Here is a 12,156-nt window from a genome sequence, read left to right as displayed (position 1 = left end):
GATACCCAGACCATTTAGATCATGGGTGTTTTTTGTGTTTTTTTGGTTCGTATATGCGAACCTGATTCGCGTTGGTGAACATTCGCTTCTAGAGTATACTGTTTTTCTCGGAAATACAATCCCTTTTGAGGAAAAAGGATAAACAAAAAAAGTTTTAAGAAAGCGGTTGAAATTTTCCGAGGGGCTGATCTATAATGAGGGCATCGTTCGGTGATGTGAAATAAGTTCACATATGCGAACTTCGACGTCGAAGAATTTGAAGGAGATAACATGGACAATATTCGCATGAATAAATCTGCGGAGCGTGTTGCAGATTTACTCGTTTTATTTGCCAAGAGTGGTACTCCGCTAACACTGAATGAAATTTGCAAACAGATGAACATGCCCAAAAGCAGCGGGTTCGAATTGGTGCAAACCTTGCTGCACAAAGGATTTATTGAAATGGATGATGCGCGTCTCAAAACATACCGCCTAGGTATAGCGGTGTTTGAGACAGGCATGGCTTATTTGTCCAACATGGGTGTTCCTCACATGGCCAGACCTTTGCTTCAAGAGCTGAATCGTCAGACGGGCAGCACGGCCTTTCTTGGCATTGAGGATAAGGGACGGATTGTCTACCTGGACAAAGCGGAGAGTTATTCGGTGATGCGGCCGACAGCCAAGCTGGGCTCCCGCCGATATATGCATACTACGGGTCTGGGCAAAGCGCTGCTTGCGGCCCTCCCGACAAGCAAGGTTTTGGAGATTTTGGGAGAAGGAGAGATCCCTTCGCGTACATCCTACTCCAAAGTAACCATTCCCGATATTTTGCAGGACATGCAGGAGATTCGCGAGCGTGGTTATTCTATCGATGACCGGGAGGATCATCTTGAGATGTATTGCATTGGCTCTGCTGTCTATGATCAGTGGGACGAACCTGTAGCTGCAATCAGTGTGGCCAGCATGTATTCCACCATGACCGCGGAACGTGAAGCAAACATTGTAAAGCTGGTCAAAGAAGCGGCATGGAAGCTTTCAGCTCAACTGGGTTACAGCGGTGATCGGTTATATCCGCGAACACAAGAGTAGGTCGAAGCGAACCCAAAACCCAATATACACATGGTATTACCAATAGACATATGGAATGAGGAGGGCACAGATATGTGGCGAAAGCTGAAGAATATGAACACAATTGCCGAAACCGGAATTGTACTGATCATTCGATCGGATAATGAGGAAGAAGCGCTATCTGTTGCAGAGGCGGCAATTGCAGGAGGCATTCGGGCACTGGAAATTACGATGAGTGTGCCGGGAGCTTTGGATGTGATCAAGGTTTTATCACGAAAATATTGTTCCAAAGGTATTCTGATCGGTGCAGGTACCATTTTGGATGGTGAAACGGCGCGAGCTGCCATATTGGCAGGGGCAGAGATGCTGGTCAGTCCTCAGCTTAATCCCGACATGATCAAGATAGCTAATCGTTACCAGGCGGTCACGGTCAGTGGTGCGTTCACGGCCAAGGAGATCGTGGAGACTCTTGAAGCAGGTGCAGATATCGTCAAGCTGTTCCCGGCAGAAGCTGTAGGGCCGCAATATGTAAAAGCGATGTCTGCGCCGTTGCCTCAAGCCGCGATTGCCCCTACTGGCGGAGTAACACCGCAAAATGTCCATGAATGGATCGCTGCCGGTTGTGTTGGTGTTGGTGTGGGTAGTTATATCACCAAAGCCGCCAAGGATTCCGGTGATTACGGGCGAGTAACGAAGGCGGCTGAAGAGTTTCTGCAGGCAGTAGCGGCCGCGCGTTAATTAACTTCAAGCAAATACATTACCGTGCGAATGAGGTTCACAACGATCAGGGCAGAAATCATGCTGACCGTTGTGAACGCATAGGTACGGAATGCAAGCAATGCTGGAATTAACGAAAGTTTTAACACTGTTATGAAAACGCATACTTCAATGGCTGCTGCGTATTTTTGGAGAGCAGTAAGGCTTAGCTATAATCCTTTATTCCCATATTTATTCATTATATATAATTTAAGTTATTTGATATTTATAAGTTGAGGAGAGTGAGTTCAATGGCAACGTTAAAAACATCGCCATCCCCTGCCTCGGTACCTCAAGCTCCGAAAGTGGGTTTGAGATGGGGAATTATTCTGTTATTGCTGCTGGGTGCAGTTGTAAATTATTTGGACAGATCCAACCTTAGCATTGCTAATACAACCATTGCAGCAGAATTCGGGCTGTCTTCCACTCAGATGGGTTTGCTGTTGTCCGCCTTTCTATGGCCTTATGCATTGGCGAATTTGCCTGCCGGCTGGCTGGTGGACAAGTTTGGCCCCAAAAAGATGTTTGCATGGGCATCGGGACTGTGGTCTACTGCTACCATACTTAGTGCTTTCACCAACACCTATTCCCTGTTATACGCGATGCGGATGCTGCTTGGTGTATCCGAATCTCCTTTTTTCACTTCCGGCCTGAAGGTGACCGAGCGTTGGTTTGCCAAAAGTGAGCGGGGACTGCCTACTTCTATTATTAATACCGGTTCACAGATCGCCAACGCAATCGCACCGCCGCTGTTGACTGTTCTGATGTTAACCATGACATGGAGAGGTATGTTCATTTTTGTCGGCGTCATTGGTCTGATTATCATGCTGATCTGGCTCAAGGTATACCGTGATCCGACATTTGCCGAGAAGCAGATGATCAAAGGGCCGGAAGCTGTTGCAGACGAGAACCCGGGTACAGAGGGCAAAGCCGCTGTTGAAGCTCCCAAAGCAAACTGGGGTTCATTATTCAAACATAAAAGTACCTGGTTTATGATTGTCGGAAACTTTGGTATTATGTTTACCATCTGGGTATACCTGACATGGCTTCCGAGCTATCTGGAGAAGGAGCAGGGCTTTACGTTGAAAGAAACCGGCTGGATTGCATCCATTCCGTTCGTAGCCGGAATTATCGGAGTTCTGCTGGGCGGGTTGATCTCGGACTTTTTCATTCGTAAAGGGGTCAATGCTGTCACCTCACGCAAGGTTCCGATTGTTGGCGGAGCCATTCTGGCCGCAGCTTCGGTAGCACCTATACCGTTCATCGATAGTACGGTGGTGAGCATCGTATTGTTATCCGTGGGTTACTTTGCTTCGCAGCTGCCATCCGGCGTGATTTGGACGCTGGCCGCAGACATTGCTCCTGGTGAACAAGTAGCCTCCTTGGGTGCGATCCAGAACTTTGGCGGATTCCTGGGAGCTGCGCTTGCACCGATTGTAACCGGATACATTTTGGATACGACAGGCAGCTTTAATAATGTATTTTTACTGGGCGCAGGTCTGCTGCTCTTGGGTGCACTATCCTACGGGGTATTCTTGAAAAAACCTATCCCTAAAGCGGCTCACTAAAGCTGTTGAATGAAAAGATAAGTTCTATATAAATCAACATTGATTAAATAAGTAAGCATCAGCATATTCCTGGCGTTTGTTATTTCAAAAACCTGGAGTGCTGATGCTTTTTTATATGATAATCCGTCTATTAGTTGTGTGGGCTCTCCATGTCTATGGGATGGAAAGTTAGCATTAAAACCTCATTTTTTGACATGGATATAGTAAAATAAAGGAAAACATCATTTGACAAACAATGGAGGAAGTCCATGAGGGAATTTAAGGATCGGCTTCATCACGTCCATGAACAACAGAAGCAGCTGGTAAGGGAGTATAACGCCCTGCTGCAGGAGTATGAGTCCGATGATTTGATTCTGCAAAACGAACAGTTGAGGGAGAAGGATGAAGCCAACAGGCTTAGGTTAGAACAACTGGAAGCCAGAATGCGGAGCATGGAGGAAGAGAACGCCCGCTTGCGGATGGCGTTGTCGGAGCAAATGTTGGATGAGAAGCTCAACCTGATCCGGGTATCCCGTGAGAAGATGGAGACGTATTTTCACGGCAGGACGGCCGTGCACCGCGATCGTCTGGACGCTCACGAACACCGAACCAGGGCGCAATTAAACGGGCTGTATCATCACGCGGAGCGGGAGCTGCAGGAAGAAGCGGGCGAACTCACGGAGCGAATCGCTTATCTCGCTGCAGAGGTGAAGAGACGTATCGATGCGCGCAGGCAAACGTTGCTGGAAAGGGAGGAAGCGGTACGGCAGCAGATGGTACGGGGATACGAGCATATGGCGGAGGAAGAACTGAGCGAAGAAACGATTCAGCGGCGGATTCGCCAAAATCGGATGGAGATGCGAATCGGGCTGAGCTGGATCAACAAGGTAGCCATCCTGCTCATCATCCTTGGTGTAGGGGCCGCATTCCGATACTCGTATGCCACATGGTTTAACGACCACATGAAGGGGGCTGCCTTCTTTTTGCTTGGGCTGCTCATGCTTGGGGGCGGCGAGTGGTTGTTCCGGCGCAAACGGCAAACCTTTGCCATGGGCTTGCTCGGTGGAGGTATTTCGGTGCTGTTTGGTTCGATCTTCTACAGCTATTTCCTGTTGGGCATCATAGGGCTGTACCCGGCACTTGGACTATCCGTGCTGGTATCGGCCGCAGCAGTGCTGTTATCGCTGAGGTACCAATCCAGAACGATTTGTTCGCTCGGCCTGGTGGGCGGATATTTGCCGTTTTTCTCGTATTTGGGCTATTTCGGATTTCACGGGAACGCGGTGTATGCAGCGATGGTTTATTTGCTGCTGTTAAACGGCATTATTGCATGGGTATCGTTCGGTAAACGGTGGCCCGTCGTGCATTACATCAGCTTTTTGTTCAATACGCCATGCATGCTGATTCTGTTGTGGCTCTCGCCAAGCCATATCATGGCCATGGGCTATTCCATCTTGACGTTTGCCCTGTATCTGGGCATCACGCTGGCCTACCCGTTCAAACACAAGGTGAAATTGACCTGGTGGGATTTTGCTTTGCTGGCCCTGAATACGAGCATCAGTTGTCTGATGCTGTACCTGCTTTTCGGCGCGCAAGGCTGGGAAGACGCTCATGGTGTGCTGGCACTTGTATTTTGTCTCGTTTACTTCGGGCTGGCCCGATTCGTGCAGCGCAGCATGGTTCAAGAGAAACAGACTACGCTGCTGTTTTACGTGACCTCGTTAACCTTTGCCATTCTGATCATTCCGTTCCAGTTTGGAGCCAAATGGTTGTCCATGGGCTGGCTCATCGAAGGTGTCCTGCTCGTGACGTTCGGGCATCTGAAACGGTTCAGAGCCGTGGAACGGGCCGGTTGGGGCGTGACATTGCTGTGTATCTTTACGTTTGTGTACTATGACGTACTGGCACAGTTCATTATCGGTGACAGGTCCTATTTCATGCTGAAATATTCGTGCGTCACGCTGGGGGCGATATGGATCACGGTATATTACGCGCTGGCAGATCGTGGGGCGTTCTCTCGGGAAAAAAGGCGCTACGGCGCTTTCGAAGCCGGGGCGCTGGCTGCATTCAAATATGCCTCGCTTGTAAACCTTTGGTTCTATGTTCTGTACGAATCGAATGAGCTATATGTGCGTGCGGTGGATGCGTCGTTCGTGTTATACATGTTCTACAAGCTGATCCTGTTGGCCGCCCTGACGATTGCCCTTGCTTACGGATTGAACAAAGTGAAGCTGCTGCAGGATCGCTGGGTGCGGTATTATACGAACTTTTTACACATTGTAGGCTGCTTTATGGCCCTGGCGGTGACGTTGACGATGCCGGCGCTTCAGCCGGATACGCAGCACCACACGGCAGCGGAAATCGTGGGATTGATCGTGCTCATCATTTTCAATACAGGTGTCTTTTTTGCAGGAAGGGATCTGCTGATATCGGGAATACGCGGACAGTTCAAAAGCATAGAGTGGTATCCCGTGATTGCCGGGGTGTACTTGCTGGGCATCATTACGGTATTTTTGACAGTACAATTCCAGTGGGGGGATGTGGGCCTGCTGTTCAGCCTAGTCTACCTGCTGCTGGCTATTCTGTACATTGCCTACGGTTTCCGCAGAAGATACGTGATGATTCGCCGTTTGGGACTGGGGTTAACCTTGCTGTCTACCGGGAAAATGGTGTTCTACGATGTTAGCCTGTTGACTGCAGGCAGCAAAATCATCGCCTATTTCAGCTTTGGAGTGTTGTTGCTCGGCATTTCCTACCTGTATCAGAAAGTGTCGAGCCGAATGGAAGAGGCCCAGCCGAACAAAGCAAAGCCTGATGGGGATGCTGCGCAGGGGCCGTCTGATCGCGACGGGGGAATTGCTCCTTAGTTTCTTCAGGCAGGCCGTGCCTCGTAAGTTATCAAACGAAATGGCGGAGTGACATGATTCGGGTCCCCTGGCTGCCGTATGGCAGTCGATGGGGCCTGTTTCGTCTCCATGACATTAATGAAACGCTTTTTGCGCTTTTCGCGTTATAATAGAATGGAATGAAAGCATGTGGGCTGGATTGACGCCAATGCGCCGATGGACGGGTTACTTGATCCAGGACGTTTCGGCAGCCGGAGTGATTTGGAGCGACTCGCCGTCATCTCCGTTCATGTGGGACAATACCGTTAACGTGATGGACAAGGCAAATGCCAGCAGCACATAGATCAAAACGTTCTTTTTTTTCATTTGGGGTACCTCTCTGGTGGATATGCTTGAGTTTGCGAATGCCAAAATGGAAAAGGCCTGAAGGGTGCCTGTATACACTATAAATATCGCAATGCGTGCAAACAATGGAACAAATCTGATGAAGCTGTCATTGGACAAGCCAGGCAGAGGAAAAGCCCTATTCAAAGGGGGAATCAGTCATGCGGGAGACGGCCAAAATCGTCATTCGCACGCCCGGCCAGGAGAGCGACGGTTCTTTCGCTTACGTTGCCAAGAACCGATCCATTACGGTGGGGCGATACACGGGTAGCGGCGAATCGGACCTATCCGTATACAATCAATTGATATCGAAATTGCACTGCCGGATTCATTACGATGGGCTGCATCAGTTGTGGATTGAGGATTTGGACAGTAAAAACGGAACCGAGCTGAACGGGCAGCGGCTCGTTCCTTTCGAGAAATATCCGTTTGCCGAAGGGGACAGCATTACGCTCGTGAACGGGCTCATCCAGCTTCGCGCCGAGAGCGACATCGAGGAAACGAGAGAATACCGGATCGCGGATTTGTTCGGCGAGGGTGTGCGGGTACACGATCATTTGCAGACGGTGCAGGTGGGCACGCTGGAGATTCCGCTGTCCAAAAAGGAATTCCAGTTGTTCAAGCTGCTGTACAGCCAGCTCGATCATTTTGTGACCCGGGAGCAGATCGTCAGCCAAGTATGGCCCGAGCGAAGCATCGTCGAGAGCGATCCGGTGGGGATCGACGAGATCAACTCGCTCATTTACCGGACGAACCGGAAGCTGGGAGAGCATTTCACGATCAAGTCGGTGTACAAAAAAGGCGTGTACATGAAATCGCATGTTCAAAATGCGATCGGCTGACGGAATAGGAATACATGCCGGGGAGGGTTTCCTTTGGCCATTCATTTTCTCCCGTGGATTATGGCTGTTATCGTGTTATTGGCGGTCATATCCATCGTACTTTATAGTTGGAAAAACGGCATTTCGCCCATGCCGACGTCCGGGGTGGTCCGAAGGGTGGTCATCCGGGAGGTCAATCGCATTCCGGGTTACGGCGATTTGATTGAGGCAGGCTCGGGCTGGGGGACGCTAAGCCTTGACGTCGTTCGGCATTGTCCGGGCAAACGGTTATTGGGCATCGAAAACTCGCTTGTGCCGCTATGGTCGTCCCGATTGCTGGCATTCCTGAGTATCCGGCTACGCCGAATGCTTGGCCAGCGCCAGTCGCTGGAAGGGCGCCTCCGTTTCCTGCGGGGAGATATCTACAGCAGTTCCTACGAGCATGCCGACGGGGTTATTTGTTATTTGTTCCCTGGCGCGATGGAACGGCTGATGGACAAGTTCAGCAAGGAGCTTCCTCCGGGAGCGCGGGTGATCAGCGTCTGTTTTGCGCTGCCGGGCAAGAAGCCGCTGCGTACGATTACGTGCAGGGATGCGCAGCGCACCAAGGTATACGTGTATGTATTTTAAAAGGTTTGTTCGGGCTGATATTGGCCACAACATGGCCGCACAATGATCCGACAACGAAACAACCTAAGCCCATATTGGTGGACTTAGGTTGTTTTTTATCCTGTGCTGCCGGGAGGCGCGCTTACTTCTCGGAGCTTGTCGTGCTGTTATCCACGACGGTTCCCGTCGTTTCCGTCGTTCCGCCTTGAGTTTGGGTGCTGCTTCCCGGTCTGCCCATGCCGCGACCGCCACCGCCAAAGCCCATGCCCGATGGAGCAGTCGTTACGCCGGATTCATTGACCCAGGTAATGACACTGGACGTTTGGAATTCAACTACTTTGGTACCGCCCGAGTAAGTGCCGTCGGTGTACAGGCCGTCTGTTTCGGTTCCTGTCGATGTACCGCCCGTATAGAACGTGTACGTTCCGTTTTCTTTCAGATCCGGAGAGCTGATGACGACGGAGCGATAGGATTTGCTTGGTGCAAAGGTCATGATCGTATTGCCTTCACTGTCTTCCAGATGAACGAGCGTGCCTGCTTTTTGCGTATCGGTAAATGTCATCCCGATAGAATACTGGCTCGATGTGTCGCCAGGAGCTTGAGCCATGCCTGCGCTGCCTGCAGCGATGAGGAATCCGCCCGTCATTTCGAAGGTACCGTCATAGTCGAGTGGCCCATTACCGTCCGTTGTCGGGCCGTTCACGATAACTGTACCGCCCGTCATCGTGATCGAACCGTTCGAATCCAGCCCGTCGCCGCCAGCATCAAGAGTCAGTGTACCGCCGGTGATGTTCAGCTCGTTATTGCTGTTTCCGCCGCCGCCAGGACCGCCGAAGCCTTGTGGAGCGCCGTTGTCTGTTGCGGAATCTGCTGTTGTTGTGCTGTCTGTTGCTTCTGTGGAAGCAGCGTCATCCGTGCTTGTGTCTGTAGAAGTATCTGTCGCGGCGTCCGTTGTCGCTGTAGCAGCGGTTCCATCGCCAGATGCATTCACGCCGTCATCCGAAGCGATCAGATCGACGTCGCCGCCATTCATGTTAATGATGCTGCCTTCAAGGCCTTCATAACTCTTGTCGATGTCGATTGTACCGCCGTTAATGGTAAGGGTAAGGTCGGCATGGAGCCCGTCATCGCCAGTGAGGATGGATAGTTTGCCATCGTTCACGGTGACGTTGCCGTTACTGTGTACGGAATCATCCATCGCGTCGATGGTGAACGTACCGCCATTCACGACAATGTTGGTTCCTGCTTTGAGCGCCTTGGCGCTTGTACTTTCGGTTTCGGTGGTATCCGTCGTTTCCGTCGTGCTCGCATCGGTGGAGCTGCCAGTGGTGTCCGTTTTCATTGTGCTTTGGCTGGTTGGCGGCGCTGTTGGGGCTGCCGTTGCCGAACCGCTGGAGCTGGTAGAAGCCGATCCCGATGAAGGTGTTCCGTAAGTCGAGCTGCCATCGCCCGAAGGTCTATCCGGAGGGGTCATGCCGTCGCCGAACCGTCCTCCACCAAAGCCGCCCCCGCCAGGGCCTTCTTCCACTTTCTCGGGTGCATTGGCGCTGCCGCCGCCGGTGACGATATTGAATGTACCGCCATCCGTGACAAGCATTGTCTCTGCTTGAATGCCGTCGTTGGCGCTGGTGATGTTGAATGTACCGCCTGCAATGGCTACGAATCCTTTGTCCGCATCCGTGTCATTGTTGGACTTAATACCGTCCCCGCCGGCATCCACGGTAATATTGCCGTCTTTGATAGCCAGCATGTCCTTACCTTTGATGCCGCTCCCTACCGATTTAACGTTAAATGTACCGCTGACGATTTTCAGATCGTCTTTGCTCGTAATGCCTTCGTTGTAGTTGCCTGTGACATTCAGCGTGCCCGTTCCGTTAAAGGTCAGGTCGCCTTTGCTGAAGACGGCTGCATCAGGCTCATCCGTGGCGTCGTCGGCATATACATACTCTTTGCCGTCGGACAAGGTGTTCACGGTGCCTTCCTGCAGCGTAATGACGGCTTTGCCTTTCGCTTCCTGAATGTAGATGGCAGAGCTGTCGTTGTCATGGATCGTTACGCCGTTCAACACGATGTGCACGGTCTCCTTGTCGGTCACATTGACGATGATCTGGCCGTCTGTCAGTTTGCCGCTCAGTACATAAGTTCCGGCTTCGGAGATCGTCACCGATCCGTTCGCTGCCTTGGCACCCGAACCGGTAATGGCTGCCGTCGTGCCGTTCAGTTTGATGGTTGTGGCATCGGATTCGCTCCAGCTTACATTGGTGTCATCCGCATCCAATGAGACGAGGTCGGCGAATTTAACGGAAGTTTGCTCATTGGCGGTAACCGATTTGGAAGCTGTCACCGCAGTTGATGTGGTTGCCGCGCTGGCGCTGGTATTGGTTGCTGCGGGGGCGCCGCATGCCGTAGCAATGGCGGCAATCATGACGACGGACCATAATTTGCTTCCTGCCATCCATGTTTTCTTATTCATACAATATCGTTCCCTTCATTATTAGAAATGTGTGGTGCTTAATATTCTGGCGTCGGGGCCATGTTCAGGGAGATGTCCAGGTTGCCGTTGCGTGTACGAACGGCGTCGAGGAATTCCTTTTGATTGACGTTTTGGCCGATGTGGACGAGGTAAACCAGTTCGTACAAGCTGCCAAGTTCGGTCGTTCTCACTTTGTTCAACTGATACTGCACATTGAATTGTTTGAAGACTTCGTCAAAAGCTTCTTCATAGCTCAGATTTTCGGGAATGGTGACTTTAAGCAATTTTTGCTGGCTCTTCTTGGCGCCGAATTTGAAGTGGCTCAGGACAAACATCAATACACACAAGATGATGGTGAACAGGACTGCATATCCGAATGCGCCTACGCCGCAAGCAAGACCGGAAGCCATGGTGAACAGGACGTAAGCAATGTCTTTCGGGTCGCCGGGCGCACTTCGGAACCGGATGATGGAGAAGGCGCCGGCCAAGCTGAAGGCGCGGGCTACGTTGCTGCCGATGAGCAGGATGATGATGGCGACGATGACGGGCAGCACGACCATGGTCAAGGTGAAGCTTTGCGAGTATGTGTTAGCGTTGGTCTTCATGTATGTGAGGCTGATGATGGCCCCCATCAGGATGGCCAGGCCAATCGTAAGTACGGCGCTGCTGAATGTCAGCGTGGTATCGGTCAGGGCGGAACTGAAAATGGAATCAAGCATATACTACACTCTCTCTTTCTCTGATCTTTTGATTTGGTTGCATGGCCGGATTGAAGTCCGTGCCGGGTACGAGCATGCGCTCGCCTTGGTAATTCAAGTTGGTGGTTCTCGCCAGTCGTTTGAACTCGTTGCCGTATTTGGAGAACCCGACACGGTACAAGCCGTGCTCGGACAGCAGCTGCGACAGCCAGAACGGAACGGTTTTTTCCGCTTTGACCTCCATCAGCCATCGCCCATCCTCGACAAGCGGTTCGCCGTAATCTCCTTGCTCCAGTTTCAGGTCATATCGGCGGCTGCGGATGTTGGTATCAAAGGTGATCCGGAGATCGCGGCTGTTTTTGTCAAACAGCGCCTTGCGTTCATAAGCCAGATAAACTTTAGGCTCCAGGTCGTACAGGCGGAGGAAATATTTGATTTCTTCAACGACTTGTTTGTTCATGTAATCAGCCAGGTCAGGCGCCTGTCCGGTGCGGACGAATTCATAAGCCTCGTCCAGCTTCAACGCGGTACGCCGTTTGTTGACCAGGCCGAACACTTTCTTTTTGATCTCCAGATATACCTTGGCATTCTGTTCGGGTACGCCGTAAGCCCGCAGCCTCAGCTTCTCTTTGTATTTCGGTTTGGAGAGGCTGGCACGGATCAGCGAATCCTGCGGCGTGTCGAAGTAGAGGTTGCTTATGGAGTAGAACTCGTGTTTTTTGTTGTACTCGTCCAGTTCCATATAGTGCAGCAAGTCGTTGTAGAAGGCTTCGTATTGCTCATCCGTCAGGAGATATTTGCTCTCGTACCGGTTGAATACTTCAATCGCCATTTCATGTCATTCCTTTCGCTGTGTTTTGTATGTTGTGGTGCATCATGTCTTGCTGTTATGTCTGTATCTTAGAGCGCCAACCTTGAATGAATCTTAAATGGTTTTACATTCCGTTAACATTTCTTTACCTTCCTATAATAGTT

At 51.1% G+C, this 12,156-nt stretch carries 10 protein-coding genes; 6 read left to right on the top strand and 4 right to left on the bottom strand.

The genetic code is table 11. The features are described 5' to 3' along the window. Positions 1-270 precede the first annotated feature (270 nt). The 4 genes from RSX24_RS17190 to RSX24_RS17175 all read left to right on the top strand — a co-directional run bounded on the left by RSX24_RS17190 (position 271) and on the right by RSX24_RS17175 (position 6,217). Positions 271-1,068, top strand: a complete 798-nt coding sequence (locus RSX24_RS17190; protein ID WP_236413415.1) for an IclR family transcriptional regulator — start codon at positions 271-273, stop codon at positions 1,066-1,068. A 72-nt stretch (positions 1,069-1,140) separates the two neighbouring features. Beyond that, entirely contained in the window at positions 1,141-1,785 is a 645-nt protein-coding gene (locus tag RSX24_RS17185; RefSeq protein ID WP_236413414.1) for a bifunctional 2-keto-4-hydroxyglutarate aldolase/2-keto-3-deoxy-6-phosphogluconate aldolase, read from the top strand. 269 nt (positions 1,786-2,054) lie between these two features. After that, positions 2,055-3,371 carry an MFS transporter gene (locus tag RSX24_RS17180; protein ID WP_236413413.1) on the top strand — a complete coding sequence of 439 codons (1,317 nt, stop codon included), beginning with the start codon at positions 2,055-2,057 and terminating at the stop codon, positions 3,369-3,371. A gap of 248 nt (positions 3,372-3,619) precedes the next feature. After that, positions 3,620-6,217 carry a DUF2339 domain-containing protein gene (locus RSX24_RS17175; protein ID WP_343261280.1) on the top strand — a complete coding sequence of 866 codons (2,598 nt, stop codon included), beginning with the start codon at positions 3,620-3,622 and terminating at the stop codon, positions 6,215-6,217. Positions 6,218-6,421: 204 nt separating this feature from the next. On the opposite strand, the gene RSX24_RS17170 is transcribed toward RSX24_RS17175, so the two are convergent. Continuing rightward, positions 6,422-6,562: a hypothetical protein gene (locus RSX24_RS17170; RefSeq protein ID WP_236413411.1), complete on the bottom strand. Its 141-nt coding sequence runs from the start codon at positions 6,560-6,562 to the stop codon at positions 6,422-6,424. Between the two features lie 179 nt (positions 6,563-6,741). Between RSX24_RS17170 and RSX24_RS17165 the strand changes: the two genes are divergently transcribed. Both RSX24_RS17165 and RSX24_RS17160 read left to right on the top strand, forming a co-directional pair. Then, positions 6,742-7,422, top strand: coding sequence for an FHA domain-containing protein (locus tag RSX24_RS17165; RefSeq protein WP_236413410.1), 681 nt, complete (start codon positions 6,742-6,744; stop codon positions 7,420-7,422). 33 nt (positions 7,423-7,455) lie between these two features. Beyond that, positions 7,456-8,031, top strand: coding sequence for a class I SAM-dependent methyltransferase (locus RSX24_RS17160; protein WP_343261279.1), 576 nt, complete (start codon positions 7,456-7,458; stop codon positions 8,029-8,031). A gap of 121 nt (positions 8,032-8,152) precedes the next feature. On the opposite strand, the gene RSX24_RS17155 is transcribed toward RSX24_RS17160, so the two are convergent. The 3 genes from RSX24_RS17155 to RSX24_RS17145 are packed head-to-tail and all read right to left on the bottom strand — an operon-like array spanning position 8,153 to position 12,013. Beyond that, on the bottom strand, positions 8,153-10,483 hold the full coding sequence (locus RSX24_RS17155; protein ID WP_343261278.1) for a carbohydrate-binding domain-containing protein: 2,331 nt from the start codon (positions 10,481-10,483) through the stop codon (positions 8,153-8,155). Between the two features lie 38 nt (positions 10,484-10,521). Next, positions 10,522-11,202, bottom strand: coding sequence for a DUF4956 domain-containing protein (locus tag RSX24_RS17150; protein ID WP_343261277.1), 681 nt, complete (start codon positions 11,200-11,202; stop codon positions 10,522-10,524). Further along, the gene (locus RSX24_RS17145; protein WP_236413407.1) at positions 11,195-12,013 is read right to left on the bottom strand and encodes a polyphosphate polymerase domain-containing protein; all 819 of its coding nucleotides are present in this window, start codon (positions 12,011-12,013) and stop codon (positions 11,195-11,197) included. Before RSX24_RS17145 ends, RSX24_RS17150 begins: the two co-directional genes overlap by 8 nt. Positions 12,014-12,156 lie beyond the last annotated feature (143 nt).

Origin of the sequence: Paenibacillus hubeiensis, assembly GCF_032334105.1 — a bacterium.
GTDB lineage: Bacteria > Bacillota > Bacilli > Paenibacillales > Paenibacillaceae > Paenibacillus > Paenibacillus hubeiensis.
Note: the sequence above shows the minus strand (reverse complement) of the source record. Positions and strands in the feature narration are given on the sequence as shown.